Genomic DNA, 26949 nt, shown 5'->3' with positions numbered 1-26949 from the left:
ATTTTTGGAAATCAGGACAACAGCAGTCAGGATAGGGCCTGAAGGTTGTTTTCGTTGCTCAGGGCGATTTTAATGGCTTGCCCCGCCTCTACTTGTTGTAAAGCGGCTTCAAATTGAGCCATGGGCAGCGTATCCGTAATTAAGGGGCGGGGATCAATGTCTCCCTTGCTTAATAAATCCAGCGCCGCTTTAAACTGGGTGGGGGTATGGTGGAAAGAGCTGACCAGCTTTATTTCATCGTAATGCAGGCGGCGGGTGTCAAAGCTTACCTGACTTCCTCCGGGGCAGCCTCCAAATAAATTGACGGTGCCACCTTTGCGCACAAGTCCCACAGCTTTTTCCCAGGTTTCGGGCTTGCCAATGGCTTCAATCACAATGTCAAAGCCCCGCCCGTCCTCTGTAAACTTCTGCCGAATGGCTTCATTGTCGTTCACATCGCTGAGATTGACGACTTGATCGGCCCCCCCAAAGCTTTGAGCCAGTGCCAGTTTGTGCACGGTGCGGGCGATAGCGGTTACTCTGGCGCCTTTGAGTTTGGCCGCCCGAACCATCAATTGACCAATGGGTCCCAGTCCCATCACGGCCACCTGATCGCCGGGTTGAACATTGGATTGAGCCAATCCATGCAGGCAAACCGCCAAAGGCTCACTGAAGGCCGCTATTTGAAACGGAAGATGCTCCGGCAGTGTGTATGTATTGTATTGGGCGATTTGAGCGGGAATTTTGATATACTCGGCATAAGCGCCATTGAGCAGATCCAGATGGTCGCACAAGTTGGTTTGCCCCTTGGCACAGTAAAAGCACTGATAGCAGGGCGCAGAGTTGGCCGCCACAACCCGATCCCCCACCTGAAACCGGGGCGCTTGCCCTGCCACAGGAGATACTTTGACCACCACCCCGGAAAATTCATGCCCAAAGGGGGAGGGAAAGTGCTTTAGGAGTAGGGGATGCCCCCGGCGGTAACATTTTACGTCGGTGCCGCAGGTTAAAGCGCTTTCCACTTTTATCAGCAATTCGCCGGGCGACAGGATGGGAATGGGTGTGTCTTCATATCGCACATCATTCGGCTGGTAAAACAGGGCCGCTTTCATCATATCTGTGCCGGGTGATGGGTGCAGCCCGTTATTGGTGGAATCTGGAACGGAATGGTGGTTCATCGGATGTCTCCCATGCTGATAAACACTTTAATGGCCTGCCCGCTTTGGTATAAATGAACGGCCTGCTGAATATCCTGCAAGGGCAGTCGGTGGCTAATCAGCGGGGTGATATTGATTTTACGGTTAGCAATGATATGGGCGGCGTTTTTTAAGTCAATCAACGCCGGGGAGTAGGTGGTAATCAGGTTGATTTCTCTAAAATAAAGACGGCTGGGATCGATGGAAGTGCCTGCCGGACCGCTGGTGAATACAATCATCGTTCCGCCGTCCCGTACTAAGTCCAGGGCCAGGGTCAGGGTTGTATTGTTAACGACGCTTAAAAAAACAGTGTCCACTTTGCCAGTGGGGGTATGTCGCTTTAAGGTGTCATGCAGCTGTTCTGATTGTTCGACGGGGTGGAAGGCCGCCATTAAAAACCCTTCAGCCATTCCCAACTGATTCCGGGCCGGATCCAGATCTACCCCGTACACCGCCGCCCCGTCATTCTGATATATTTGAGCGGCCATGAGGCCGATAAAACCCAGTCCAATCACCATGACAGAACCATTGATCTGGGTCCCGCCCCGCCGAACGCCTCGAAGGACGCAGGCCAACGGCTCTACGCAGCTGGCTTCTTCGTTGCTGATGGCATCAGGGATTTTAAAAGCCGTACTTTTCAGGTGTTGCTCACTCAGGGCCAAATATTGGGAAAATCCGCCGGGGTGAAAATTGGTTTCTTTGAACTGGCGACACATGGATTCGCTGTCATTCAGGCAGTAATGGCAATGCCCGCAGGGGACATGATGGGCGCTAACCAGGCGGGACCCTAACTGCCAGCCATCGGGGTGTTCATCATCCAGTGCCTCAATCACGCCCACAATTTCATGTCCCAGTACGCTGCCGGGGCTGGCTTTTTTGTGAACGAGCTTATCCAGGTCGGAGCCGCATAATCCGCATCCCAGCACCCGAATTAAAGCGCCCTTGGGGGGCAACGCCGGAATTGGCATGTCTGTCACGTTGATTTGGTAATCGTTTTGGATGGAGGCGACTTGCATGCTGTTTCTCTTTCGCTTGGGGTTTTCCAATAAAGGTGGGAATGGGGTAGGCCTTAAAAAATAGGCTTTCCCGCTTGAAATGCTATCCTTTATAAAAAACCAAACTGACCCGGATTGCCAAGTCCCGGACAGGGTAAGGAGACTTGATTCATGGAAAACTCTCAAGACGCCATCAACGCTAAAAACTCGGTAGAGCGCCTGAAAGTGGTGGCGGCCACGCGGGGTACAAACCCAATTACACGTGTGGAGGGTAACTACGAGTTTGAAAATTTAAAAACCGAAGGCCCCGTATCCTGTCACTGGCGCTTTCAGTCGGAGTTGGTTGGTTTGACCGTTCGTGGCCAGGTGAATGGTGTCATGAAGCTGGAATGCGCCCGCTGCTTGGAGCCTTATGAGGTCCCTGTCAATCTGGAAGTGCATGAGCGCTATGTGTTTGAAAGTTCTTTAACCCGCCAGGATAAAGAAAGAGAGCTGCAATCCGACGACTTTTACGAGGTGGTGGATGAAGAGGGTGAGCTGGATTTAAAAGATCTGGCCTTCCAGTTCCTCACTTTGGAATCGCTCAGTCACCCTTATTGCGAACGTCCCGAATGTGGATTTGCCTGATCCCCTTGTAAGCCGCCAATTTTTTTGTAAAAATCATCATCACGTATTTGTGTCCTTTGATCTGCTCAGCCAGATCTGATTAACTAGAGGTTGAATCCCCATGCCAGTTCCCAAGAAACGAGTAGGTCATTCCGATCAAGCGCACCGTCGTGCCAACTGGAAAGCAACTTTGGCTGCTAGTACCACCTGCCCTCATTGCAGCGCCGTCAAAATGCCTCACCACATGTGCGTGGCCTGCGGTTTTTATAATGGTCGGGTGCTCAGCGAAAAGTTTCACGCTCACCACGAACACTAGGTTGACTCAGTTTTAGCTTTTTTAAAGAACGAATCTAATGGCAACTTTCCCCATTCGAATCGCTGTTGATGCCATGGGGGGTGATCATGCGCCCCATGAAATTGTCGACGGCTCTGTACAGGGTGCGCGTGCACATGGGGTATCTGTTCTATTGGTCGGCAAGCCCGATGAAATAGAGCGTGAGCTGAAAAAGCACGACACCCAAGGCTTGGCAATTGAGGTTGTTCCGGCTTCCGAAGTGATTGAAATGGGTGAATCCCCGGCAACTGGGCTGCGTAAGAAAAAAGACGCCTCCATTATTGTTACTGCCAAATGTGTAAAAAACGGTCAGGCCCAGGGCATGGTTGCCGCTGGCAGCACCGGGGCGGCCATGGCGTCTGCTTTACTTTATGTAGGCCGAATTGACGGGGTGGATCGTCCTGCTATTGGTGTTCGTTTGCCTTCTTCCTCAACGCCTTGCCTGTTGATAGACGCTGGGGCCAATGCCGATTGCACGCCAGAAATGCTCAGCCAGTTTGCCGTTATGGGCAATATTTTCATGCACAATGTGTGCAACGTGGAAAAACCCCGGGTGGGACTGCTGAACATTGGCGAAGAGCAAAGCAAGGGCAATGCCTTTGCCCATACCGCATTTCAGTTACTGGAAAAAGACGAACGATTTCACTTTATTGGCAACATTGAAGGCAAAGAGCTTTTTAATGGTTCTGCCGATGTTGCGGTGACCGATGGGTTTACAGGCAATGTGGCCTTGAAGTCCGCTGAAGGCGTGATGAAAATGTTTGGCGGGGTGTTGAAAACTGAGCTAATGGGCAGTTTTCGCACCAAGGCTGGCGCTTTGCTGGCAGAGCCTGCGCTGCGAAAAGTCAGCAAACAGGTTGACCCTGAAGAGTTTGGCGGCGCCCTGCTTTTTGGTATTAAAGGCATTTGTGTGATTAGCCATGGCGGAAGCCGCGCCAGAGGCATTAAAAATGCCATTCGAGTGGCAAAGGAAGCCATTGTGGCGGATGTACTCGGCAAAATCAGCAAGCAGATACAGGAAGGGATTGACGTCAATGACCACGCCCAATAGAGAATCTGAGTCGAGTGAGCAGAGCGTAAAAGCCCCTTTTTCCAAGCCAGACAACTTGTTTGGTTACGGGATCAGTTTGGCCGGAATTGGCGCTCACGTTCCCGATCGCTGCATTACCAACGACGATATCGCCACTCTGGTTGATACCTCCGATGAGTGGATCCAGTCCAGAACCGGTATTAAAACCCGTTATGTGGTTTCCGGGGATGAAAGCGTCGCTGATTTGGCGACAGAAGCGGCTTTTCAGGCATTGGCCAGCGCTGGCATGCAAGGCTCTGAAATTGAGCTGATTATTGTGGCTTCCTCCACGCCCGATACCATTTATCCTGCGGTGGCCTGCCAAGTGCAAACTGCCATTGGCGCTCAAAACGCCGCTGGCTTTGATATGGCCTTGGCTTGCTCTGGCTTTGTTTATGGCTTAATTATTGCCCAACAGTTTCTGAAAACCGGCATGTGTAAAACCGCTTTGGTGATTGGGGCTGATATTCATTCTCGATACACCAACTGGCATGACCGAAACACCTGCATTTTGTTCGGGGATGGCGCCGGAGCCGCTATTTTAAAGGCCGAAAAAGGCGCTTCCGACAATATTTTGGCCAGCGATCTCCATTTGGACGGGGCCAAGGGCATGGAGTTGACCCTGTTCACGCAGGCGGAGAACTGCCCGTTGGTTGAACCCAAAACCCCGGTGAATGATTACGTTTACATGAATGGCCGTGAAGTCTTTAAATTTGCGGTGGGCGTGGTGCCCAAGTCCATTCAGCAGGTGCTGGATCGCGCCGGGTTGAGCATTGATCAAGTGGATCACGTGGTGCTGCACCAAGCCAACATTCGCATTATGCAGGCTATGTCTGAAAAGTTGAATATCCCTGCAGAGCGCTTGATTGTGAATCTGGATAAGTATGGCAACACTTCCGCTGCTTCCATTCCCATTGCCTTGAACGAGGCGGTGTTGAGTGGGCGTGTTAAGCCGGGTGAATTGCTGGTGATGTGCGGATTTGGGGCGGGTCTTGCCTGGGCCACCAGCATTATGCGCTGGACCGCTGTGGATCAACGCCTTCCTCAGGCGTTAAAAGCAGAGATGCAGCAATGTCACGACCAATTGAAGGTACGGGAAGCCGCTGCCGTCTAGTTTTGAAAAGGTGACACCGATGAGTAAAATCGCGTTTGTATTTCCGGGGCAAGGTTCCCAGTCGGTCGGCATGGGGAAAGACCTTGCTGACTTGCCCGAAGCTCGCCATGTTTATGACACGTTTGATCACATTGTGGCCGCCCACTTAAGCCAAATTTGCTTTGAAGGCCCTGAAGAGGAGCTTCGCCGCACCCTGTATACCCAGCCCGCTATTTTGGCGACCTCAATCGCAGCTCTGGAACTGTTTCGTTCCCGTTGTGATGTGAAGCCCCATCTGTTGGCAGGTCACAGTTTGGGCGAATACGGGGCGTTATACGCTGCTGACGTTATTTCGTTGGAAACAGCGGCTCAGTTGGTCAAGCGTCGTTCTGAATTGATGGAAGCCGCTCCCAAGGGTGCCATGAGCGCCGTATTGGGCTTGAATGGCGATCAGGTGGATGCCATTGTCAACGCTTATCGCCACGACTCTCAGGCGGTGATTGCCGTGGCCAACTATAATACGGATAGCCAGATTGTGATTTCCGGGGCTGTGGCCGCTGTAGAACAAGTGTCGGAGCTGCTTAAATCCGCTGGTGCCAAGCGGGTGATTCCTTTGCCGGTGGGCGGTGCTTTTCATTCCCCGCTGATGAGTCCAGCGGCGCAGTCGTTTACTGAATACCTCAGCGATTTTGATTTTCAGAACGCCCAGATGCCTGTAGTGACTAATGTAGACGCGGCTTTAACCACACAAGGCATTGACGCTCAGGCTAAATTGAGTAAGCAAATCGATCATTCGGTTTGCTGGACCCAGACCATGACCCGCATGATCCGTGAGGAAGGTGTGGATACCGTGGTAGAATTTGGCCCCGGCAAAGTGTTGACCGGGATGTTTAAAAAGATGTTCCCGGAAGTCCGCTTGTATAACGTGCTGGATGTCGCTTCTCTGGATGCGACGGTGGTTGCTTTGCAAGCAGCGCCTGTCAACGTTTAGGGCTTCTTTTTTGTCGAGTTTTTATCAAGGAAATGATGACCATGAGTAACCCATCAGCGAAAACCGCAATTGTGACCGGAGGCTCTCGAGGCATTGGCCGGGCCATTGTAAAGGCTTTGGCTGAAGCGGGCTTTAATGTGGCCTTCAGTTACGCTTCCAATCAGGCTGCCGCTCAGGAAGTGGAGGCCATGGTGAAAGGGTTTGGGGTAGAGGCGTTGGCGGTACAAGCGGACGCAGCGAACCCCGCTGAGGCTCAGGCTTTGATTGAGCAGGCCCACAAGCAGTTTGGCCGAATTGACGCCTTGGTTAATAACGCCGGTATTACCCGAGATGGCTTGCTGATGCGTATGAGTGACGATGATTGGGCCAAAGTGCTGGATACCAATTTGGCCGGTTCCTTCTATACTTGCCGTGCCGCCTCTCGAATTATGTTAAAGCAACGTGCTGGCGCCATTGTGAACATTTCCAGCGTGGTTGGCGTTTACGGGAACGCTGGACAGGCCAATTATGCCGCTAGCAAGGCGGGGCTGATTGGTTTTACCAAATCTATCGCCAAGGAATTCGGTAGCCGGGGGGTAACCGCCAATGTGGTGGCGCCCGGTTTCATTGAAACCGACATGACCGAAAGCGTCCCTAAGGAGAAATTGATTGAGCATATCCCGCTTGGCCGCCTCGGCGCGCCTGAAGATATTGCCAAGGCCGTTCTCTTTTTGATAACATCGGGGAATTATATTACGGGTCAGGTCCTTCATGTTGATGGTGGACTCGTTTTTTAAATTTTCTGGATGCTCTCGTCCCCTTTGAATTAAAATTTATCGTCAACAATCAATGGCAACTCAGGTTTTTATCCGTTAATCAAACTGTAATTGGAGATTATGACAATGGGCAACGCTACTCAAACCGTATTTGAACGGGTTAAAAAAGTAATCGTCGAGCAACTGAGCGTGGATGAGGCTGAAGTGACCCCTGAAGCTAATTTCAGCCAGGACTTGGGTGCTGATTCTTTGGATACCGTTGAATTGGTAATGGCTTTTGAAGAGGAATTCGGTACCGAAATTCCTGATGAAGAAGCTGAAAAAATCCAGACTGTTCAAGACGCTGTCAGCTACATCGAAAAAAGCCAGAAATAAGACAGTCGTTCCCTTCCGACTTGGGTCAAGATGAATCTTGACCGACTGTACTCCACATCAATGATAAGGTCCTGTTAAGACATCATGGCAAACTATGGAAAGCGCCGTGTGGTTGTCACTGGAATGGGCGTTGTAACGCCCGTTGGCAGCACACTTGAAACCATGTGGGATAACCTGGTTAAAGGTCAATCGGGTATTGGTGAAAATACACTGGTCCCCGAGCAAGAAATGACCTGCAAAATCGCTGGAATCTGCACTGATTTTGTACCGGAAGACTACATGGACAAAAAAGAATCCCGGCGTATGGATCGTTACACGCAGTTTGCTGTGGCCGCCGCCAAAATGGCCTACGAGCAATCTGGGCTGTATGAGGGTGCTGTGGACCCCAACCGTTTTGGGGTTGTGGTCAGTAGTGCCGCCGGTGGGATTGGCACCATTGAAATCCAGATGAAACACTCGCTGGAAAAGGGCTTTAACAAGTGCAGCCCGTTCCTGGTGCCAATGATGATCTGCGATATCGCGGGTGGTTGGATTGCCATTGAATACAACGCCAAAGGCCCCAATCAGTCTGTGGTAACCGCTTGTGCTACGGGAGCCAACTCCATTGGCGATGGTTTCCGCATGATTCAGTACGGCGAGGCCGATGTGATTATGGCGGGGGGGGCGGAAGCACCGATTACCTCCTTGTCTGTTGCTGGCTTTACCAACATGCGGGCTTTGTCACAGCGGTATGATGCGCCTCAACAGGCAAGTCGTCCCTTTGACAAGGATCGGGATGGCTTTGTCATTTCCGAAGGCGCGGGCGTGGTTGTGCTGGAAGAATTAGAGCATGCCAAAGCCCGTGGGGCCAATATTCTGGGTGAAATCATCGGCTACGGACGCACTGCCGATGCCAATGACATTGTGGCCCCTTGTGCGGATGGAAATGGCGCTGCTCGGGCCATGCAGCTGGCTTTGGCCGATGCTGGACTGGAAGCGGACAAAGTGGATTACATTAACGTTCACGGTACCAGTACACCTTTGGGTGATATTGCTGAAACCATGGCCATTAAGCGGGTATTTGGCGAGCATGCGCATAAAGATTTGGTACTGAGTTCAACCAAAAGCATGACCGGTCATATGCTGGGCGCTACCGGGGCGGTGGAAGCTGTGATTTCGTTGATGGCGATTCAGCATAAAATGGTGCCTCCTACCATTAACCTGGACAATCCCGATGAGCAGTGTGATTTGAATTACACGCCCAATCACGTTCGCACACTGGATAAGCTGGATGTGGCCATGTCCAATTCCTTTGGCTTTGGCGGACATAACGCTTCATTGCTGTTTAAAGGCTATCCCGGTTAATATCACACTTTAAGGGATTTTTACTTTTAAGACGGCTCGCTATTTATTTAGCGGGCCGTTTTAGGGTCGGGTTGCTCTATGGGGCTTCGCAAGGCTACTATGTATTAACAAACATTGAGCGATGAAGAGGTTGGTGTATGGGCGCAGATTTTTCGCAGACCCCTGAGGCTTCGGTGGGTGATTTTTTTGATCGGGTTAGCGAGGATTACGATCAGAGCATTCGAAAAGCGATTCCGCCATACCGGGAGATGCTGGATGCCTTGTTGGGCTATTGTTTTTTAGGGGTTGAAAAACCGCTTCGTATTTTGGAGTTAGGCTGCGGTACCGGTAACTTGTCCGTGCTGCTTCGTGCTTTGTTTCCGAATGCCCGCTTAACGCTGGTGGATTTATCCCCGGATATGCTGAAGTTGGCCGCCGTAAAACTGGGTGCGGAATCGGAGCAGTTGCAATTGTTGCAGGGCGGCTTTATGGAGGTGTCCTTTCAGCCTGAATCTTTTGATCTGGTCATTTCCAGCATGGCCCTTCATCACTTGCGGGATGCTGAAAAGCCGGTTTTATATGAACGGATTTTTCAGTGGTTAAAACCCGGTGGTTTGTTTCGTTGCGCCGATGAAGTGCTGGGGGTGCCTGAGTCGGTGCATTTGGAAAACATGCGCCGGTGGGAAATTTGGGCCAGGCAAAATGGGGCCACCGAAGCCGATATTCAGTTGTGGAGCGATCATGCCGAGCAGTATGATCATTACGCCCCATTACAAGCCCATTTTCAATGGCTCACCACCAGTGGCTTTCAAGATGTTGAGGCGTATTGGCGTAATTTGATGTGGACGGTTTTTGGGGCTTCCAGACCAATTGAGCCTTAAATCTCAATGCTGAGGTTAGAGAGATGCGCTTGTCGCGAGTGCGGGATTTTTAACGAGAGATGACGCCAATAGCGTTGATGCGCCTGAGCCGTGACAGGCTGAGCGTTTTGAGCCTGAATGGTGATTGTGAAGCCATTTTCCGCATCCAGCACCCTTTTTTGCTGGCCTATACATTTGGTGCGATAGGCTTGAATGACCTGTATAGCCTTCATTTGACCCGGTTTGCCATAAAATAGCTGATCGTTGTTGCTCACCAGATAAGCTTTTCCATTCAGCAGTTTGCCAGCGTGATAAAACGTATCGTGATCCCGTTGCAAGCAGGTGAGGAGTCGAAAAGCTTCGCTGGTTTGAATGCCCACGGTTTGCAGCGCAATCAGCGCCGCACCGGGATTGGGCGTGGGTATTGCCAGTGATGAAGTGTTCCAGCTTGCTGCTGGGCTGGCGGGTGTGATGGCGGGAATTGGGTTGAGGGCCGTTAAACGGGCTAAATCGGGATATGGCATGGTGAGATGAAAGATTCCCGTTTTGGTTTAGTCGTAGCTGGTTCCAAAAAAGATCCAGGTTAGGAAAAAGTCGGTAATCATAATGGTGACGGCAATCCATACCACCGCCTTGGTGGTGGATAGACCCACTTCTCGAGCGCCGCCCTTGGCGTTCAGGCCCACCGTACAGCTAATGGCCGCCAAAATCATGCCGAAAATAACCGCTTTAAACAGGCTGACTCGAATATCATAGGGCTTTACAAACAGCCACACCGATTCCAGATACATATGATAATGCAGGCCGGACACCCAGTCGGCAACGAACATACCACCCAAAATGGCGGTCACTTCCCCGATGATGGTTAACATGGGCAAAGCGATCATGCAGGCCAGCATTCGGGGCAAAAACAGGTAGCGAATGGGGTTGATACCCATCACCCGCAAGGCATCCACCTGGTTGGTCACTTTCATGTTGGCGATTTCAGCGGCAATGGCGGTACCGGCTCTGGCCCCTACTGAGAGACAGGTGAAAATAGGCCCCAGTTCTCGCACAATGGCCAGCGCCACCAAGCCACCCACATAAGAATCTGTCCCGGTTTGCGCAAATTTAGAGGCCGTTTGCAGCGCCAAAACGGAGCCGGTAATCACACAAATCAACACGCTCATGCCCAACGAGTCAAATCCTACCAAAGCGGTTTGCACAATGGTTTTCTGCCAGTCGGTGCGGCCCTTGGCCAGAAATACGAAGCTATCCCACACGTTGATAAACAAGCAGCCAGCTTCATCCAGAAAGTGGGTTAATCGTTTGGGTGTCCATTGGGTAAAACTCATGATCGTGATTTCATCGGTCGTGTTTTATCTGCCTCTAATCATTGCTATCATACGGGATTTTAAAACTGCACAACAGTACACCAATCGCTATATTGCGGCAGTTTGTTTTTGACCACATCAAAATACAGGTCCTGAATCTGTCGGGTCAGCTGGCCGGGTTGGCCATTGCCCACCGGGCGGTTGTCAATTTTGCAAATAGCGGCCACCTGGGCGCCTGTGCCACAAAAGAAAGCCTCATCGGCGTGATAAAGCTCGGTGCGATCGATGGTGCGCTCTTCGGTATCAATGCCCAGTTCCTGCTTGGCCAGGGTCATAATGGTTTCTCGGGTAATGCCTTCCAGAATATCTTCGGTTTTGCTGGGGGTAACCAGTTTGCCATTCCGAATCAGGAACAGGTTCATAGCGCTTCCTTCGGATACCGTGCCTTCCTGGGTGAGGAAAATAGCGTCATCGAAGCCCATTTTGCGGGCATCGGTCACGGCCAGTGCGGTGTTCATGTAGGCCCCACCCGCTTTGGCTCGGGCTGGAATGCTGTTATCCGGCAACCGTCGCCAGTTGGATACGCAAACGCTCAACCCTTTTTCCAAATCCAGATACTCACCCATGGGCTTGGTCCACAGGCAAAATTCCGTGGCGGTATATTCCAGGCTGGGGGTAATGCTTTCCCCGCTTTTGTATAAGGTGGGGCGAATGTAAATATCGCTGTCATGTTGATTTTTTTCAATCAATTCCACGGTTAACTGGCAAAGCTGCTCGGTGCTGAGATCCGGGGTCATGTAAAACAGTTTGCTGTTGTTTAGCAGGCGATCGTAATGCTCTTTCATCCGAAACACGGAAAGCTGGCGTTTGTCCGCCACCCAATACCCCCGGATGCCTTCAAACAGAGAGGTGCCGTACAAAAAGGCGGGGTTGCGTAAATCCAGAGTGGCCTCTTGAAAAGGCACCAGTTTTCCTTGAAAATAAGCGTATTCCACTTTTACGGCGGTCGACCCGGTTTTCTGCTCCGCGGTTTCCGATTTCAGTTCGTTCGTCACTTTGGTTACCTGTCCTGTCTGTGTTACCCTAGTATTATATGAAAAAAACTGTTGCGCTTCTGATTCTTGACGGCTGGGGCATCCGAGAGGAAGTCCCCGGTAATGCTATTAAATTGGCTGAGCCGTCTTATTATGACTCGTTACTGGCCAAATATCCCCACATTGCTTTAGAAGCTTCGGGTGAAGCGGTGGGCTTGCCGGAAGGGCAAATGGGCAACTCGGAAGTGGGCCACTTGAATATGGGTGCCGGTCGGGTGGTTTATCAGGAAATTACCCGCATTAACAAATCCATTCGGGACGGCGACTTTTTTACCAACCCCACGTTTTTATCGGCGGTCAACCATGTGAAGCACAGTGGCGGCACCTTGCACCTCATGGGGCTGGTGAGCGATGGCGGCGTCCATAGTTCGCTCAATCAAGTGCTGGCCTTGCTGGACTTTTGCAAACAGCAGTCGGTTAGCAACGTAAAGTTGCATGCCTTTCTGGATGGCCGGGATGTCTCACCCCAAAGTGCCGAAAAATATTTGCAAGTTGTGGAAGAAAAGCTGCTTGTTTTAGACTTACCGCAAATTGCCACCATCCACGGTCGTTACTATGCCATGGATCGCGATAACCGCTGGGAGCGGACCTTAAAAACGTATGAGAATCTGGTGCTGGGCAACGGTCGCAAGCATCCTTTTAGTGTGGATTCCCTACTGTGGAGCTACCGCCAGGATGTTTTCGATGAGTTTGTAGAGCCTGCCGTTTGCGATTTTACTTATGAAGGGATGCAGGATGGCGATGCCATTTTGTTTTTCAACTTCCGTCCCGATCGGGCCAGACAACTGACTCGCGCCTTTATGCAACCTGATTTTACGGGCTTTGATCGTCAAAAAGTGTTGCAAAATCTCTATTTTGGTTGCCTTACTTTGTATGATGAAACCTTTAACCTGCCGGTGGCTTATCCCAAGCAGAGACTGGATAACATATTGGCGCAAGTGCTCAGCGCTCACGGACTGACGCAGTTTCGTACCGCTGAAACTGAAAAATACGCCCATGTTACCTTCTTTTTTAACGGCGGTTTCGAACAGCCCTATCCCGGCGAAGAGCGCCATATGGTGCCTTCTCCCCAGGTGGCCACCTACGATTTGCAACCGGAGATGAACGTGGCGCTGGTATCTGAAGTGGTTTGCAATGCTTTGGACAGCGGCCAGTATGACTTTTTAGTGGTTAATTTTGCCAACCCGGATATGGTGGGCCATACCGGCGTGCTGCAAGCCGCAGAAGAAGCGGTGAAGGCCATTGATTTGGCCATTCAGCATGTGGTGCAAGCGGCGTTAAGAAATGATGGCGTGTTGCTAATTACCGCCGATCACGGCAATTGTGAAGTGATGGTGGATGAAAACGGCGGCCCTCACACCGCGCATACCACCAATCTGGTGCCGTTTATTCTGGTATCCAATCGGCCTGAATTAGATCTGGATCGCAGCCGCCAGTATAGCTTAAGCGATATGTCTCCCACCATTTTAAGTTTGTTCGGCATTCCTAAACCGCCGGAAATGACCTCGCCTTCTTTGCTTAAAATCAATGCCGCAGCGGCCTCTTGCTCCATTTCAGGCTAGCTGAAATCCAGTTTTAGGGTGCGTTGAAGCGTTTGTAGGGCGCTTTTCGGTTAGCGAATTTTAAGGGTGTTTCCCTCTTGCGCCAATTGGTAAAAACGTTCCGGTTGCAGTTGGGCAGGCTCTAATAAACGAATGCCACTGCTTTGGCTAATCATTTGCACCCCGCACCCCTTGGCTTGCTGTCGCTCATTCAGGCTACTGTTTATAGAAAACAGGCAATGACGACTGTGATCAAGTACCTTGAATTGGTAAGTGGGTGCGGGAAAGCTGGAAAGGGTGCCTTGCAAGGCGATGCGGCCAATGCTAAGTTTGCCACCCTGCCCTGGAAATTCTTGAGATTGCTTTGCTTGCATACCCCGAGGCACTCGGCGGATATTGCTGGCAATTAACAACCCGATTTCTGTTTTTTGAAAGGCGGTTTTAAGGCTGCTGGCGTACTGGGTGTTTTGTTTCGTTTCGGGTAAAAGCACCAGCGCCTCTACCTGCTTTAGGTGAATGTGGCGGAAGTAATCGCCCAAGGCCCTGGCTTCAAAATAACTGAGATTTTCGGGCGCAATCAGCAAGCTTGCGTTGCTATGGGCGGGCTGGATTAAAATGGCCTCGTGCCGAAACGACAATGGGATCAGTGCCATTTGGGTATGGGCTTTAAATTGCTGGGTTTGGGCAAAGGTGCCACCCATCATGAGAAAGATGGGCAGGATGGCCAGCAGCGCTTTTTTGCGAAACGGCCAGTGTTTTAACGGGTTCAGCAAAATGGCCAGCACAAACAGGGCGGTGTAAAGTGCCATCACTTGCCAAGGGGCGGGGGAAGGCAGTGTCCATTGAGCGCCGCTGAAGCCGTTTCCCCATTGCACCACGGCTAGTAAGCCATTTAAAAACGGCAGGGCTATCCAGGCCAAAGCGCCGCCCACGGTGGGGAGCATCAGGCTTATCACGCCCGCTGTAAATCCAATCAGGGTGAGTGGGGCCACCAAAACCAGGGCCACAATGTTTAAGGGCACGGTATGGATGGGAAACTGGTTAAAATACATAACCGACAGCGGCCAAACCCACAGCTGGGCAATGGTAGGCACCAGAATAATGCCCGCTAGCCAGCGGGTAATGTAGTAACCAATGGCCTCTTGCAAGGGGGCCACCATGGTCAGCAGGCCAAAGGTGGTTAACACTGAAAACTGGAATCCAATGCTGGCCATGCTTTCCGGGTTGATGAGCACCAACAGGGTGCTGGCAACGCACAGCAGAAATACCGGGCTTAACTCCCGATTCAGGAGTTTTAGGAACAGGGCAATTTCCAGCATGGCGGCGGCCCGCTGAATGGATGGTGGCAATCCCGTGAGCAGGCTATAGAAGGCCACTGCCCCCATGGCCAACCCAATGCGGGTTTTATACGGTACTTTCAGCACAGAGAGCAACCATAGGATTGAGCCTGCGATAATGCCCACGTTCATGCCCGAAGCAGCCAGCAGGTGAATTAATCCGGTTTGGATAAAAGCCTGTTTGGTTTCCTTGTCTACCGGAATGGCCTTGTCTCCCAGCACGATGCCGCCCAGAATTTCCGCCTGTGGGGAGGGCAAAGCGTGGGTAAAGGTGTCTGAAACCTTTTGTTTGAGATGATCGGTGATGCGCTGAATGACAAATCGGGGATGGTTTTCTGTTTCAAAGGCAATCATGCGGCTGGGCTTTTTTAAAATAGCCGTGATATGTTGCGTATTTAGGTAAGCGGCTTGATTAAACGCCCCTGGCACATTGCTTTGAAAGGGCAAGGCCAGTTCACCATCAATCAGCACCCGGGTGCCTGCCTCAATGGCCTCGCCTTCGCCCCGATCCGAGGGGAGTGTGGCCTGAATGCGTCCGGAGACTTTTTTACGGTTAAGTTGGGATACCTGAACCACTGCCCGGTTTTTTGCGGTTTGAGACAGGATAGTACCCATCACTTCCGCTCGGCCTAAAGGTGCCAGGTTGGAAATATCCTGCTGGGCGGGGGTAAAGTGCCGGTAGTTAAAGTGCAGACTGCCCGCAATCAGGATGACCAGCCATAAATTCAGTTGAAGCGCCCAGCGCTGGCCTGCTTGGCCGATGCTGTAAATGACAATTCCCAAAAAAGCCAGACAAAGCGGAATGCCAATTTCATAGCGGGCAAAGGCCAAATTGGGCAAGGCCAACGCCAAGGCGTTTCCAATTAAAAACAGCGCCAAAGCGGGAATTAAAAAAGCCTCATAGGCGGCCAATAATTTTTTGGGGGCTTGCGGCTGTGGCCGGGAAGATCGATAATTTTGGCCCGCTTTGGGTTTTTGCCCGGTTTCTGCGGGGGCTACTAATTCCTGAAGCCCCATTTCGGGCTTTAAGGGTGGCTCTAGTGTCTGTACCATTGTGTTTTTATGAGTTTCCGTACTTGTGTGCTGGTGCCAAAATAATGCAAGATCAACAATAAAGAAATATAAGAAGGTATAAAAATAAAATTAATTAGAACTCAGGCATTATAACCGGCTCAAGCCGAAAGCACCCGCACCAATATTCCCCAAAAAAGGTCCCATCAAAAAGACCCACCGAAGTGGGTCTTTTTAGAGTCATGAAGCGGTGTGAGTGGCCGCTTTATGCCATTTATTTGTTGGCGCCTACGCTCTCATCGGAAGGACGGAACTCGGCGTCGATGATGTCTTCATCCGGTCCGCCTGCCGAAGGGCCTGCGGCATTATCCGCGCCTTGCGCTGCATCGCCCGCTTGCTCGTAAGCTTTGGTGGACAAGCTGTACAACGATTGCTGAAGCACTTCTTGCAACTGCTTGATTTTATCAGTGTCGTTGCTTTGAATGGCGGCCCGCAGATCGTCAATTTGCTTCTGGATGGGGGCTTTTTCGTTGTCAGGACATTTATCGCCCAAATCCTTCAGCATTTTTTCGGCGCTGTGGCACAGGTTATCGGCCTGGTTTTTGGCTTCAACCTGTTGCTTCACCTTCTCGTCTTCGCCTCGGTGCGCTTCGGCTTCTTTCACCATTTTTTCAATTTCGTCTTCTTTCAGGTTAGACGTATTGGTAATGGTGATTTTCTGCTCTTTGCCGGTGGCCTGATCTTTGGCGGTTACGTGCATAATGCCGTTGGCGTCAATATCAAAGGTCACTTCAATTTTAGGAACGCCACGGGGGGCAGGCATAATGCCTTCCAGGCGGAAGTTGCCCAGCGATTTGTTGTCACGGGCCATGGGGCGCTCGCCTTGCAGCACATGCACATCCACGCTGTTCTGGTTGTCATCAGCGGTGGAGAAAGTTTCGCTGCGACGTACCGGGATGGTGGTATTGCGCTCTACCAGTTTGGTCATCACGCCGCCCAGGGTTTCAATACCCAGAGACAAGGGGGTGACATCCAGCAGAACAATGTCTTTGACTTCGCCAGCCAGTACACCGGCTTGAATTGCGGCGCCGATGGCCACCACTTCATCCGGGTTCACGCCCTGGTGAGGCTCTTTGCCGCCGGTCAGAGATTTTACCAGTTCCTGAACGGCAGGAATACGGGTAGAACCACCCACCAGAACCACTTCATCAATTTCGGAAGGGCTGAGTTTGGCGTCTCTCAAGGCTTGTTCCACGGGGCCCCGGCAACGGGTTACCAAGTCCTTGGTAATGGCGTTGAAGTTGGCCCGGGTAATGGTCAGTTCCAAGTGCTTAGGGCCATTGGCATCGGCGGTGATAAACGGCAAGCTGACATGCGATTCCATCAGGGTGGACAATTCACACTTGGCTTTTTCAGCGGCTTCTTTCAAGCGCTGCATGGCCTGTTTGTCGCCACGAAGATCCATGCCTTCCTGCTTGCGGAATTCCTCAACCATCCATTCCATCACGGTTTCATCAAAATCGTCGCCGCCCAGTTTGGTGTCGCCGCTGGTGGATTTTACTTCAAATACACCGTCGCCCACTTCCAGGATGGAGACATCGAAGGTACCGCCACCCAAGTCGAAGACCAGAATTTTTTCATCGGATTTTTTATCCAGACCATAGGCCAGAGCGGCAGCGGTTGGTTCGTTGATAATCCGCAGCACTTCCAGCCCGGCGATTTTACCGGCGTCTTTGGTGGCTTGGCGCTGGCTGTCGTTAAAGTAAGCGGGAACGGTAATAACCGCCTGAGTTACTTTTTCGCCCAGGTATTTGGAGGCATCATCGGCCAGTTTGCGCAAAATTTGCGCGGAAAGCTCTTGGGGGGTCCAGCTTTTGCCATCGATGGCCCAGGTTTTATCTGTGCCCACATGCCGTTTGTTGGAGGCAATGGTGCGATCCGGGTTCAGAACGGCCTGACGTTTGGCCAGCAAGCCTACCAAACGTTCGCCGGTTTTGGAAAAACCCACAATGGAGGGGGTGGTGCGGTTGCCTTCCGCGTTGGCGATGACAGTTGGTTTGCCGCCTTCCATAACGGCAACTACGGAGTTGGTAGTCCCTAAATCGATACCGACGACTTTAGCCATAATAAAAATAACCTCTTGGATTGACTGATATGTTCCTACCCAACAATTTATCCGAAAAACAGGTGGATCCGGCCATCCTTTAGATTCTTTTAAGAATTTGTAGACGCTTTGGTTATGCTGGAGCCGCTTCAGCTGAGAGCGATGCCATGATCACCCGATCCAGTCCAGCGTAATCCCGGATGATTTCAATATTTTTGTAACCATGGATCATTAAAATTTGGCCAATGCTGGGGCTCATGCCCGCCCCGCATTCCATGATGATTTTTCCGTGGGACGTCAGGTGGTTTTTGCCTTCAGCGGCCAGGCGCTGGTAAAAATAATAGGCGTCTTCATGGGGGGGGAACAGTGCGGTGTGGGGTTCGTGGTTTAAAACCTCCGGGCTTAGGGAGGGCTTGAGTTGGGGATCTATATAAGGGGGGTTGGAGACAATTAAATCAAAGGATTCATGGCCAATGGGCGCAAATAAATCGCCAGCAGGCATTAGCCGGACTGTCACTCCCAGCTTTTTTTGATTGATTTTGGCCACAAGTAACGCTTCTGGCGAACAATCCACGGCGGTAATGGTTACAGCGTTACTCAATTGATGGGCCAGACTCAGGGCAATGGTGCCGGGGCCGGTGCCAACGTCCAGTACACGCATGCCCGGTTTTAGGCACAGTAAGGCTTGTTCTACCAGCAGTTCCGTTTCGGGTCGGGGAATCAATACATGGGGATTGACGTAAAACTTGAGCCCAAAAAAGGAGGCCTCATGCAGCAGATACTGCAACGGAATGCGTTTCACGGTGCGCTGATACAGTAAATCGTTCAGTTGAGCGGTTTCTGATTCGGTAAGCCTTTGGCTGCCATCCCGGTAAAGAGCTTCGGGGGTGATACCTAGCTGATCTTGCAATATCCACAGGGCTTCCGCCTCCGCTTGGGCGGGGGAAGCATTCAGGGTCAATAAGCTTTCCCGAATGTGGCGATAAAGTTCCTGGTGGGTTGGGGTCGTCATCTTTATGGGTGATTTTTCGAAAATACAATTTTGGGAATTCAAGAATTATAAGGAAATGCCGAGAGAAACAAAACAGGGCTTTCCTAAAAGTTCTTAAAAGTATTAAAACGACAGCGCTAAATGGAGCAACACATTGAGTTCCCCTTTTGGATCCACCAGTAAGCAATATCCGCCGTTGGGCCAGACTCTACCGAGTCAGGCTTTTTCTATGCCGGAAGCCTTGCCTGTTGCCGTGGCCAGCAATGGGAAAGCGGTAGAGTCTCCAGCCACCGTTTCGGTTCCAGTCAGTTTACCCCCAGCGCCTGAACCGCCCACCGTATCGGCTGCTCCCCCTCCGGTTCAAGCGCCAGCACCTGTTGCCCCACCTGCCAGAAAAGGCCCTAAGCGCATTGGGGATGTGCTGATTGAAGAGGGCTATATTACCCCGCAGCAGCTTGAACAGGCGTTATTAGAAGGCCGGGCTACCGGTGCCCCTTTAGGGGTGGTACTTCTTAAGCTGGATTTTATTGATGAAATTCATCTCGGAAAAGCCCTTGCCAAGCTTCACGGTCTACAATACATCGATACCACCACCATTCAGTTGCAACCGGATGTGATGTCTTTAATTCCCAAGGATTTTATCAAGCGCCATATGGTTTTGCCGTTGCGGGTGGATGTTGCTCACAAGCGGCTGGAAGTTATCATGGCTCGCCCTGATAACTTGCATGTGCTGGATGAAATCGCTTTGCTGACCGGCTACCGCCCCATCCCAAGAGTTTCCACTCATACAGAGATGCTGGGCCTGCTGGATAAGTTTTACGGCACTCATACTTCATCCGATCAAGTGCTGGCCCGCTTGGCGGAAGATCTTTCCATGGATAGCGGCATGTTTGCCCAAACAACGGCTTCTGAGCTAGAGGCGGAAATGGCCGCTGATGACGCTCCGGTGGTGCAGTTGGTTAATTCCATTTTGATTGAGGCCACAGAATCCGATGCTTCAGACGTGCATATTGAACCCCAAAAAGAGCGCTTGCTGGTGCGGTTTCGAATTCATGGCATTTTGCGGGAAGTAAAATCCATTCCCAAAAAAATGGCAGGAGCCGTGACTTCCCGTATTAAAGTTGCCAGCGGCATGGATATCGCCGAGCGCCGTCGCCCGCAGGATGGCCGCATGAAAATTAAAGTGGGCAGTCAGGACATTGATATGCGGGTTAACTCGCTGGCGGTTCAGTTTGGCGAAAAAATTGTAATTCGTTTGCTCCGGCCCAACGCCACCACCGGGGGCCTTGAAAAACTGGGGCTTCCGCCGGAAGAGGTGAAGCGCATTAACAAAATGATCAAGTCTCCCCACGGTATTATTTTGGTTACCGGGCCTACGGGTTCCGGCAAAACCACTACTTTATACTCCTGTTTGCGAGAAATTAACTCGCCAGAGCGAAACATTACCACCATTGAAGATCCGGTGGAATATCCGCTATCCGGGGTCAATCAAACGCAGGTTTCACACAAGTCCGGCTTAACGTTCGCCTTGTGCCTACGGGCCATTTTGCGACAAGATCCCGATGTGGTAATGGTGGGTGAAATCCGGGATGAGGAAACACTGGAGTCCGCTATTCACGCTGCCTTAACCGGTCACCTGGTGTTTAGTACCTTGCACACCAACAGCACCGCCAAAACAATCACCCGTTTGCTGGAAATGGGGGCTCCTTCGTATCTGGTCAGTTCCGCGGTGATTGGCATTCTGGCTCAGCGCCTGGTGCGCCGAAATTGCTCCAAGTGCAAAATCTCTTACGAGGCCACCCCGGAAGAGCTTCAGATTTTGGGAATTGTTAACCCGGAAAAGCCGGTCATCCTGCAAAAGGGAACCGGGTGTGAACGTTGCAGCAATAGCGGGTATGAAGGTCGGATTGGGTTATACGAAATTATGAATATGAACCGGGAAATTGGCGAATTGATTGAGGCCAAGGCCTCCAGCTTTGTCATTCAGGATGCAGCGGTGAAAGCGGGCATGTTGACTTTGGGCATGGATGGAAAGCGGAAAATTTTTGCCGGTTTAACCACGGTGGATGAAGTGACCCGTGTTCTGGGTCTTGATTTGGAGGAAGCGTAAAGCGATGACAGTTTTTGTTTATTCCGCTATTGATCCTTCTACCAGTAAAACGGTGGATGGCAAGCTGGAAGCTATCAATTTACGAGAAGCCAAGGAAATTCTGCGGAATCAGGGGCAAATTCCCACCAAAATTGAGCGAGATACACAAAGCGCCGATGTGGGAGATATTCTGCAGAAGTTGCCTGTGATTGGCGCTATTTTCTCGCCCCAGGTGGGACAAAAAGATATTTGTCTGATGACCCAGCAACTGTCTACCTTGCTGAACGCTGGTATTCCTTTAATTGAAGGGCTGTTTTTGCTGGAGCAGCAAAGCGAAAACAAGGCCCTCAAAGATATTCTGAAAAAAGTGCGGGCGGATGTCATTGCCGGAGATTCCTTTAGTGGGGCAATTGCTCGTTATCCCAAACAGTTTCCCAGTTTATATATCAACATGGTGCGTTCTGGAGAGGTCAGCGGTGAGCTGGAGTCGGTTTGCTTACGTCTGGCCAACCTCATGGAAAAAACCATGGCACTGCAAGCCACCATTCAGGGGGCTATGGTTTATCCCGCTTTTACAGTGGTGGTTATTATCGCCGTCATTACCGTTATTATGGTGGTGGTGGTGCCTCAGTTTGAAACCATGTTTGCCAGCTATAACTCTCAACTACCCTTGCCTACTCAGGTTTTAATGATTACCAGTAAATTCACCATGAGTTTTTGGTGGGCTATGCTGTTGGCGGGTGGTACTTTCTTTTTCTGGTTCAATATTTTCCGCAATGGAAAGGGCAAGCCCTTGATCGATCAGTGGTTGCTCACCATTCCGCTGATTGGCGATTTGTTCCGTAAGGTTTATGTCAGTCGTTTTGTGCGCACCCTGGGCAGTACGGTTGGCGCCGGTATTTCTTTGGTAGAAGCGCTGGTGACTTCTTCCGCCACGGTGGATAACTATGTGCTGCGGGTTGCTTTTGACAAAGCCAGGGAAAGTATTTTACAGGGCGGCTCTTTGGCCCGCCCACTGGAGCAAACCAACGCTTTTCCCATTATGGTGGTTAAAATGATTGCCATTGCCGAGGAAACCGGGCGCATGGAGGAAATGCTGAACAAATCCGCCGATTATCTGGACGTGGAAGTAGATCGGGCGGTAGAAACCCTGACCACCATGATTGAACCCATTATGATTATTGTGCTGGGCGGCCTGCTGTTAGGGGTCGCCTTGGCGCTGTATATTCCGCTGTTCGATATGAGCAAAATGGTGGCGGGTAATTAACCAAAAGCACCTGTCTCTGGAAAAACTTGAATGAAAAGGCTGGCATTTTTAACACGCTGAATCTGCTTGATTATTGGTTAAGCGTACGTCTCTAATGATTAGAGGGAGCTATCTATTTTCTTGCTCCAGCAATGTTGAATGAAGGCTTAATGCTTTAACTGATTCCGCAATTTGCGCGCCAGTCAGCTGCACTTTGCAGTTGTTATGCTCGCAAACTTTGGCGTAGCAAGGGCGGCAGGGTAAATCTACAAAAACCGGCCTGAATTGAATCCCCGCATGATGGGGTCCCCATTGCTTTTGGTTGGTGGGGCCAAACACGCCTACAATATGGGGAACCCCTGCTGCCGCTCCCAGATGAATGGGACTGGAATCCACGGTCAGCAATAACTGGATGCGCTGATAGAGGGCAACGGTTTCTCGCAGGGTTGTTTTTCCGGCCAAGTTAACCAGGGGAAGCCCGGTGCTTTGGGCCAATTGGTGGTAAAGGGCCTGATCGGCTTTGGTTCCAGTGTTTAACAACTGATACCCGGCCTGATGCAGATGATGGAGGCTGGCTGAAAATTTATCCCAGTCTATTTGTTTGCCGTGGGAAGCACTGGCCGCATGCAGTACGGCGATGGGTTGGGTGGTGTCAACGCCGTGCTGGCTCAGCAGGGCTTCTATGGCTTTTTGATCGGATTGGGTGGCCCAAAGCTCCAGGTGGTTGTCCACCGGCGCAAGGCCAGTGGCTTGCAGCAGTCCCAAATGGCTGATGGGTTGGGGGATGTCTGTTTTTAGGCCGGGGTAGTGGCTTTGGGTGTCTAAAAACCATCCCCAGCGCTTGTACCCAAAGGGAAATCGTTGCTTGTCGTAGCCAATCACTTGCGGAACGCCAGCCAGTTTGCACATTAAGGCCACGGTGACGGATTTTCGCAGGCTGTAAACCTGTTGATAGTTTCCCTGCCTCAATTGTTGCAAGCGGGCTGGGGTGCCTTTTGGCTCAATCAGAACTTTCCGAATGTAGGGGCAGGTTTCCAGCAAAGGGGCGGCGGTTTGGCTGCACAGTACATCAATGTTGGCGTTCGGAAAGTGGTGCTTCAAGTTGCGAATGAGCGGCACGGTAAGGATGGTATCCCCGATGTAGCGCAGGGGTATGACCAAAATGTTTTGCGGGTGCTGGGGATGCGAGGATTCAGGCACGGGTCAGGGCCGTTTCTTTTGCTTGATGTAAAGCCGGAAAAAAAAGTAGGCCAGCGCCACTAAAATCAGCAATTTGGCCACTGGGCTGCCGATGAGAGGCTTGATAAAGAAGGTTAAGGCCAGATATGAAAGCAGGGTCCAGAGTAACACGCTTTTAATGCGAGCTTGCAGGCTTTTGGGGGCCGATTGTTTGGCTTTTGCGGCGATGCCGGGGTATCGACGATCGTAATCGGTGCGGGTTTGGGCATTGCTAAGCACCTGGTAGGCTTCGTTGATCTCCCGCATTTTATCGTTCATGGCTGCTTTGCGGTGAGTGTGAAATTTGTCCGGGTGGAATTGCTTCACCAAAGAACGGTAAGCTCCGTTTAGCACTTCCTGGCTGGCTTCAGGGTGTACCTGAAGGATGTGGTAGTAGTCTTTCATACTTGTCTATTATACGACTGTCCACAGCGCCTTGTAATGATCGGCTCTGAACCAAAAAAGCGCTGGCGATAAGGCCAACGCTTTATAGAACTATTGAAAAGGATTGATTACCGGGCTTGCACCACCACCGTGGTGTGATTCAGGAAGGTGACCGGATTACGATGAACGCCATTGGCCACCACTTCAAAGTGTAAATGAGGGCCAGTAGAGTGGCCCGTGTTGCCCACTTTGGCAATTTGCTGGCCTTTGCCAACCACTTGCCCTACCCGTACGGTCAGCAGCGAGCAGTGGGCATAATGGGTTTCGTAGCCGTGACCGTGATCCACTGCCACAAAGTTGCCGTAGCCGCTTTTCCAGCCGCTGTAAATTACTTTTCCAGCCTCTGCGGAAACAATAGGCGTTCCTGCCGGTGCGCCCAAATCAATACCCTGGTGCGGGCGGCCCCACCGCAGGCCAAAAGGCGAGGTGATCAGGGCGTTGTGAACGGGCTTTAGCAGTTTTAAAAATGTTTTTCCGTGTAAGGCCTTGTCAATTTGTACGCCGCTTAAAGCCCCCGTTGCTTTATCATTCAGGCGAGGCACAACCATCCCGTCGCTTAAACCTGAACTGGAGGCCAGCCATGGTTCATCCAGAGCGTCGTCATCGCTGGGCAGGTCCACGGCTTTGGGTACATAGCTCAGGGCGGCCATGTAGCTTTTTAGTTTATCGGCGGTATCTTCCCGGTTAGAGGCGGCCTGTGCTTTTTGAACCTGAGAGGCGGCCTCAAAGGCCACAAAGGAGGCGCGATCTAAAATTTCACGGGCTTCTGAAGCCACCGGAATGCTGGTAGGGACGTCTTGGGCCTCGGGTTTGCTAATGTTGGCCAAAGCGGTGCTACCGGTTAAAATTAAGGCGCTGACGGCCAATAATCCTAAATTTCGGGTTATTTTAAGGTTGCTCACGTTATCGTTCATCATACTCAAACTCTTGAGACACCACGCTGCTTGCTGACAGATTCGGTTAGACCGTATGGCTGGCCGGATTGCTGCAAAATAACTTCCTAACAAAAATAACGACTGAAACTATGCGACGGATGCTAACAAAAATCATCCGGGGTGACAATGTAAAAAGACAATCATTATCTTTCATAAATGAAATATCTTTCAGGGAAAGCAAGTGATACTCTACCCTCAACGGTTCGGAGTATAGTGTCAAAAATACGCAAAAAATAATATTCTTGGCGTTATTATTTGTATTTACATTTAAATAATAAGGTGAAAATCAGATGGCTTTGCTGGGTGTCAATATCGATCATGTGGCTACATTACGAAATGCCCGAGGCGGCTTTGCCCCGGATCCCTTAACCGCCGCCCTGATTGCGGAAGCAAACGGCGCCGATGGAATCACCGCTCACCTGCGCGAGGACCGCAGGCACATTAAGGATGCGGACATACAAGCCTTAAAAAAACGGATCGGCACCCGCCTGAATTTGGAAATGGCCAATACAGAAGAGATGGTCGGCATTGCGCTGGATGTAAATCCTTATATGGTCACTCTGGTGCCAGAACGTCGTCAGGAACTGACGACCGAGGGCGGACTGGATGTGGTGGCCAACCTGAAAGCACTGCAAGAATCCACCACCTGCTTACAGGCCGCTGGTATCAAAGTCAGTCTGTTTATCGATGCCGATTTGGCCCAGGTGCAGGCCTCTAAAGAAACGGGCGCGGTGATCGTGGAGTTCCATACCGGCGCTTACTGCGAGGCTTTTGGCAGCCCCCGCCAGGCTGAAAAACTGGCCTTGCTGATGGAGGCCGCTGCCGCTTCGGTGCGATTGGGCCTGGAGGTCAACGCTGGCCATGGCTTGAATTACGAAAACGTCCAGCCCATTTTGGCCATGCCCGGTTTGGTGGAACTGAATATTGGACACAGCATTGTTTCGGAAGCCGTGTTTAGCGGGTTGGCCCAGGCGGTGGGCAAAATGAAGGCACTCATTGCTTAAAGTTTTTTCCCTCTGCTTTTAAAACTCCTCCAGTTGAAGGCTGAAATTTCAGGCCACATGCTTATACTGAAGAATATGAAGCATGATTTTTGTTTAATGTTAGTGGGCCTGCGGCGCTCAGAAGCCTTCCTGATAGCGGCGCTGCTTACCTTATATGTTGTGTTTGGCACCGGCTTGGGTTGGGCGGGTCAGGTTCCGTTGGAACGGTCGGCTTCGTCTCTAGATCCTTCCGAGGTTTCAAACGCTGGCTTGTCTGTGGATTTTTACGCAGGGGTAAAAGCTTACCGGGAAGGCAATTACCAGCAATCAGAGAAGATCTTTGAGGCCCTTCATCAACAAGCGCCTGAAAATGCCCAATACACTTATTATTTGGCTATTACCCAAGCGCAATTGGGCCGTTTTCAAAAGGCCAAACAGTTATATGAGGAAATTGTAACCCTGGCCCCCCATGGTAAAGCCGCCACTCTGGCCCAAAAAGGGCTGGATTACTTGCCCAAAGACAATGATTTGGACCTGCCACCCCGCTTTCAATCAGTGCAAACGCCCACAGAATATAGTGCGGCCGAACCCGGTTTGCCCCCTACCCAGCCAAGCCAGAGTGTGGCTGAGGCCATGCGGCAAGGCATGCAGGGGATGTCGCCTCAGGACTGGATGATGATGCAAATGATGCAGGGTCAAGGCCAGAATAACGGGCAAGGGAATGGCATGATGGGTGGTATGAACCCTATGAGTTTGATGATGATGCCGGGGATGAGCGGGGCGAATGGCTCCGAGGGCTATGATCCCAGTGTGATGAGCAATATGATGATGAATCAGATGATGCAGGGCTTTGGCATGGGCGGAGATCCCAGCGGGAATCCGTAAACAAGTTGTTACCCTGTAAACCTTTGCGAACTGGGGCTGAAATCTGGAAAGTCTCTGAGGGGTTGCGCCTTGGGCGGGCGGGCTGGCTGGTGTTCTTATTCTTTGCTGTCAGGGCGTTGTCAGGGGAGTCAAGCGCGGCTATGATCGATCCACGAGAGCGTTTTGGGGTTGTTGATTTGACC

Annotated in this window: 25 protein-coding genes; 14 read left to right on the top strand and 11 right to left on the bottom strand. The window is 51.3% G+C overall.

Annotated elements, in window-relative coordinates; translation table 11 throughout:
- Positions 1–26: 26 nt before the first annotated feature.
- Positions 27–1157, bottom strand: a complete 1131-nt coding sequence (locus tag ACEW81_RS07065) for a zinc-dependent alcohol dehydrogenase (RefSeq protein ID WP_373532266.1) — start codon at positions 1155–1157, stop codon at positions 27–29.
- On the bottom strand, positions 1154–2191 hold the full coding sequence (locus tag ACEW81_RS07060) for an alcohol dehydrogenase catalytic domain-containing protein (RefSeq protein ID WP_373532265.1): 1038 nt from the start codon (positions 2189–2191) through the stop codon (positions 1154–1156). The genes ACEW81_RS07065 and ACEW81_RS07060 overlap by 4 nt, the downstream gene beginning before the upstream one ends.
- 150 nt (positions 2192–2341) lie before the next feature.
- On the opposite strand from ACEW81_RS07060, the gene ACEW81_RS07055 reads away from it, so the two are divergent.
- The 9 genes from ACEW81_RS07055 to ACEW81_RS07015 all read left to right on the top strand — a co-directional run bounded on the left by ACEW81_RS07055 (position 2342) and on the right by ACEW81_RS07015 (position 9597).
- Complete coding sequence (locus tag ACEW81_RS07055) at positions 2342–2797, top strand: YceD family protein (protein ID WP_373532264.1); 456 nt, start codon at positions 2342–2344, stop codon at positions 2795–2797.
- A gap of 100 nt (positions 2798–2897) precedes the next feature.
- The gene (gene rpmF / locus ACEW81_RS07050) at positions 2898–3092 is read left to right on the top strand and encodes a 50S ribosomal protein L32 (protein WP_373532263.1); all 195 of its coding nucleotides are present in this window, start codon (positions 2898–2900) and stop codon (positions 3090–3092) included.
- A gap of 37 nt (positions 3093–3129) precedes the next feature.
- Positions 3130–4161 carry a phosphate acyltransferase PlsX gene (plsX, locus tag ACEW81_RS07045; RefSeq protein ID WP_373532262.1) on the top strand — a complete coding sequence of 344 codons (1032 nt, stop codon included), beginning with the start codon at positions 3130–3132 and terminating at the stop codon, positions 4159–4161.
- Positions 4145–5293, top strand: coding sequence for a beta-ketoacyl-ACP synthase III (locus ACEW81_RS07040; protein ID WP_373532261.1), 1149 nt, complete (start codon positions 4145–4147; stop codon positions 5291–5293). Before plsX ends, ACEW81_RS07040 begins: the two co-directional genes overlap by 17 nt.
- Positions 5294–5312: 19 nt before the next feature.
- The gene (gene fabD / locus ACEW81_RS07035) at positions 5313–6263 is read left to right on the top strand and encodes an ACP S-malonyltransferase (protein WP_373532260.1); all 951 of its coding nucleotides are present in this window, start codon (positions 5313–5315) and stop codon (positions 6261–6263) included.
- A gap of 41 nt (positions 6264–6304) precedes the next feature.
- Entirely contained in the window at positions 6305–7039 is a 735-nt protein-coding gene (gene fabG, locus ACEW81_RS07030) for a 3-oxoacyl-[acyl-carrier-protein] reductase (RefSeq protein ID WP_373532259.1), read from the top strand.
- A 105-nt stretch (positions 7040–7144) separates the two neighbouring features.
- On the top strand, positions 7145–7393 hold the full coding sequence (locus tag ACEW81_RS07025) for an acyl carrier protein (RefSeq protein WP_373532258.1): 249 nt from the start codon (positions 7145–7147) through the stop codon (positions 7391–7393).
- An 84-nt stretch (positions 7394–7477) separates the two neighbouring features.
- A complete protein-coding gene (gene fabF, locus ACEW81_RS07020) occupies positions 7478–8737 on the top strand; it encodes a beta-ketoacyl-ACP synthase II (RefSeq protein ID WP_373532257.1) in 1260 nt (419 codons plus the stop codon).
- A 137-nt stretch (positions 8738–8874) separates the two neighbouring features.
- Positions 8875–9597 (top strand): class I SAM-dependent methyltransferase, encoded by a 723-nt coding sequence (locus ACEW81_RS07015; protein ID WP_373532256.1) that lies wholly within the window; start codon positions 8875–8877, stop codon positions 9595–9597.
- Here the strand turns inward: ACEW81_RS07015 and ACEW81_RS07010 are convergent.
- Genes ACEW81_RS07010 through ACEW81_RS07000 form a run of 3 tightly spaced genes read right to left on the bottom strand, consistent with a single transcriptional unit; the run spans position 9594 to position 11944 of the window.
- Positions 9594–10100 (bottom strand): hypothetical protein, encoded by a 507-nt coding sequence (locus ACEW81_RS07010; RefSeq protein WP_373532255.1) that lies wholly within the window; start codon positions 10098–10100, stop codon positions 9594–9596. The two genes, ACEW81_RS07015 and ACEW81_RS07010, sit on opposite strands and share 4 nt — an antisense overlap.
- A gap of 27 nt (positions 10101–10127) precedes the next feature.
- Positions 10128–10910: an MlaE family ABC transporter permease gene (locus tag ACEW81_RS07005; protein WP_373532254.1), complete on the bottom strand. Its 783-nt coding sequence runs from the start codon at positions 10908–10910 to the stop codon at positions 10128–10130.
- A gap of 59 nt (positions 10911–10969) precedes the next feature.
- The gene (locus tag ACEW81_RS07000; RefSeq protein WP_373532253.1) at positions 10970–11944 is read right to left on the bottom strand and encodes a branched-chain amino acid transaminase; all 975 of its coding nucleotides are present in this window, start codon (positions 11942–11944) and stop codon (positions 10970–10972) included.
- 38 nt (positions 11945–11982) lie between these two features.
- Between ACEW81_RS07000 and gpmI the strand changes: the two genes are divergently transcribed.
- A complete protein-coding gene (gene gpmI, locus ACEW81_RS06995; protein ID WP_373532252.1) occupies positions 11983–13545 on the top strand; it encodes a 2,3-bisphosphoglycerate-independent phosphoglycerate mutase in 1563 nt (520 codons plus the stop codon).
- Positions 13546–13595: 50 nt separating this feature from the next.
- Here the strand turns inward: gpmI and ACEW81_RS06990 are convergent, their stop codons facing one another.
- The 3 genes from ACEW81_RS06990 to prmC form a co-directional block, all read right to left on the bottom strand.
- Entirely contained in the window at positions 13596–15914 is a 2319-nt protein-coding gene (locus ACEW81_RS06990) for a ComEC/Rec2 family competence protein (protein ID WP_373532251.1), read from the bottom strand.
- Between the two features lie 232 nt (positions 15915–16146).
- Positions 16147–17997, bottom strand: a complete 1851-nt coding sequence (dnaK, locus tag ACEW81_RS06985; RefSeq protein WP_373532250.1) for a molecular chaperone DnaK — start codon at positions 17995–17997, stop codon at positions 16147–16149.
- Positions 17998–18109: 112 nt separating this feature from the next.
- Positions 18110–18988: a peptide chain release factor N(5)-glutamine methyltransferase gene (gene prmC, locus ACEW81_RS06980; protein WP_373532249.1), complete on the bottom strand. Its 879-nt coding sequence runs from the start codon at positions 18986–18988 to the stop codon at positions 18110–18112.
- A 133-nt stretch (positions 18989–19121) separates the two neighbouring features.
- Between prmC and ACEW81_RS06975 the strand changes: the two genes are divergently transcribed.
- Both ACEW81_RS06975 and ACEW81_RS06970 read left to right on the top strand, forming a co-directional pair.
- Positions 19122–21077, top strand: coding sequence for a GspE/PulE family protein (locus ACEW81_RS06975; RefSeq protein ID WP_373532248.1), 1956 nt, complete (start codon positions 19122–19124; stop codon positions 21075–21077).
- A 4-nt stretch (positions 21078–21081) separates the two neighbouring features.
- A complete protein-coding gene (locus ACEW81_RS06970) occupies positions 21082–22323 on the top strand; it encodes a type II secretion system F family protein (protein WP_373532247.1) in 1242 nt (413 codons plus the stop codon).
- Positions 22324–22431: 108 nt separating this feature from the next.
- On the opposite strand, the gene ACEW81_RS06965 is transcribed toward ACEW81_RS06970, so the two are convergent.
- The 3 genes from ACEW81_RS06965 to ACEW81_RS06955 form a co-directional block, all read right to left on the bottom strand.
- Positions 22432–23502, bottom strand: a complete 1071-nt coding sequence (locus ACEW81_RS06965; RefSeq protein ID WP_373532246.1) for a glycosyltransferase family 9 protein — start codon at positions 23500–23502, stop codon at positions 22432–22434.
- 3 nt (positions 23503–23505) lie between these two features.
- Complete coding sequence (locus ACEW81_RS06960; protein WP_373532245.1) at positions 23506–23925, bottom strand: J domain-containing protein; 420 nt, start codon at positions 23923–23925, stop codon at positions 23506–23508.
- A 107-nt stretch (positions 23926–24032) separates the two neighbouring features.
- Positions 24033–24881 carry a M23 family metallopeptidase gene (locus ACEW81_RS06955; protein WP_373532244.1) on the bottom strand — a complete coding sequence of 283 codons (849 nt, stop codon included), beginning with the start codon at positions 24879–24881 and terminating at the stop codon, positions 24033–24035.
- Positions 24882–25189: 308 nt separating this feature from the next.
- Here ACEW81_RS06955 and ACEW81_RS06950 point away from each other — a divergent pair, with 308 nt between their 5' ends.
- Together ACEW81_RS06950 and ACEW81_RS06945 are read left to right on the top strand one after the other, a co-directional pair.
- Complete coding sequence (locus tag ACEW81_RS06950; RefSeq protein WP_373532243.1) at positions 25190–25903, top strand: pyridoxine 5'-phosphate synthase; 714 nt, start codon at positions 25190–25192, stop codon at positions 25901–25903.
- Between the two features lie 96 nt (positions 25904–25999).
- Positions 26000–26767, top strand: a complete 768-nt coding sequence (locus ACEW81_RS06945; RefSeq protein WP_373532242.1) for a tetratricopeptide repeat protein — start codon at positions 26000–26002, stop codon at positions 26765–26767.
- The last annotated feature ends 182 nt before the right edge of the window (positions 26768–26949 follow it).

Source organism: Vampirovibrio sp., from assembly GCF_041737375.1.
Lineage (GTDB): Bacteria > Cyanobacteriota > Vampirovibrionia > Vampirovibrionales > Vampirovibrionaceae > Vampirovibrio.
The sequence above is the reverse complement of the archived record's forward strand: the minus strand, read 5'-3'. Positions and strand labels throughout refer to the sequence as shown.

What these genes read in the sequence shown, in the direction of transcription:
- ACEW81_RS07065 (WP_373532266.1), bottom strand. Translation starts at nt 1,157, where the DNA reads ATGAACCACCATTCCGTTCCAGATTCCACCAATAACGGGCTGCACCCA.
- ACEW81_RS07060 (WP_373532265.1), bottom strand. Translation starts at nt 2,191, where the DNA reads ATGCAAGTCGCCTCCATCCAAAACGATTACCAAATCAACGTGACAGAC.
- ACEW81_RS07055 (WP_373532264.1), top strand. Translation starts at nt 2,342, where the DNA reads ATGGAAAACTCTCAAGACGCCATCAACGCTAAAAACTCGGTAGAGCGC.
- rpmF (WP_373532263.1), top strand. Translation starts at nt 2,898, where the DNA reads ATGCCAGTTCCCAAGAAACGAGTAGGTCATTCCGATCAAGCGCACCGT.
- plsX (WP_373532262.1), top strand. Translation starts at nt 3,130, where the DNA reads ATGGCAACTTTCCCCATTCGAATCGCTGTTGATGCCATGGGGGGTGAT.
- ACEW81_RS07040 (WP_373532261.1), top strand. Translation starts at nt 4,145, where the DNA reads ATGACCACGCCCAATAGAGAATCTGAGTCGAGTGAGCAGAGCGTAAAA.
- fabD (WP_373532260.1), top strand. Translation starts at nt 5,313, where the DNA reads ATGAGTAAAATCGCGTTTGTATTTCCGGGGCAAGGTTCCCAGTCGGTC.
- fabG (WP_373532259.1), top strand. Translation starts at nt 6,305, where the DNA reads ATGAGTAACCCATCAGCGAAAACCGCAATTGTGACCGGAGGCTCTCGA.
- ACEW81_RS07025 (WP_373532258.1), top strand. Translation starts at nt 7,145, where the DNA reads ATGGGCAACGCTACTCAAACCGTATTTGAACGGGTTAAAAAAGTAATC.
- fabF (WP_373532257.1), top strand. Translation starts at nt 7,478, where the DNA reads ATGGCAAACTATGGAAAGCGCCGTGTGGTTGTCACTGGAATGGGCGTT.
- ACEW81_RS07015 (WP_373532256.1), top strand. Translation starts at nt 8,875, where the DNA reads ATGGGCGCAGATTTTTCGCAGACCCCTGAGGCTTCGGTGGGTGATTTT.
- ACEW81_RS07010 (WP_373532255.1), bottom strand. Translation starts at nt 10,100, where the DNA reads ATGCCATATCCCGATTTAGCCCGTTTAACGGCCCTCAACCCAATTCCC.
- ACEW81_RS07005 (WP_373532254.1), bottom strand. Translation starts at nt 10,910, where the DNA reads ATGAGTTTTACCCAATGGACACCCAAACGATTAACCCACTTTCTGGAT.
- gpmI (WP_373532252.1), top strand. Translation starts at nt 11,983, where the DNA reads ATGAAAAAAACTGTTGCGCTTCTGATTCTTGACGGCTGGGGCATCCGA.
- ACEW81_RS06990 (WP_373532251.1), bottom strand. Translation starts at nt 15,914, where the DNA reads ATGGTACAGACACTAGAGCCACCCTTAAAGCCCGAAATGGGGCTTCAG.
- dnaK (WP_373532250.1), bottom strand. Translation starts at nt 17,997, where the DNA reads ATGGCTAAAGTCGTCGGTATCGATTTAGGGACTACCAACTCCGTAGTT.
- prmC (WP_373532249.1), bottom strand. Translation starts at nt 18,988, where the DNA reads ATGACGACCCCAACCCACCAGGAACTTTATCGCCACATTCGGGAAAGC.
- ACEW81_RS06970 (WP_373532247.1), top strand. Translation starts at nt 21,082, where the DNA reads ATGACAGTTTTTGTTTATTCCGCTATTGATCCTTCTACCAGTAAAACG.
- ACEW81_RS06960 (WP_373532245.1), bottom strand. Translation starts at nt 23,925, where the DNA reads ATGAAAGACTACTACCACATCCTTCAGGTACACCCTGAAGCCAGCCAG.
- ACEW81_RS06955 (WP_373532244.1), bottom strand. Translation starts at nt 24,881, where the DNA reads ATGATGAACGATAACGTGAGCAACCTTAAAATAACCCGAAATTTAGGA.
- ACEW81_RS06950 (WP_373532243.1), top strand. Translation starts at nt 25,190, where the DNA reads ATGGCTTTGCTGGGTGTCAATATCGATCATGTGGCTACATTACGAAAT.
- ACEW81_RS06945 (WP_373532242.1), top strand. Translation starts at nt 26,000, where the DNA reads ATGTTAGTGGGCCTGCGGCGCTCAGAAGCCTTCCTGATAGCGGCGCTG.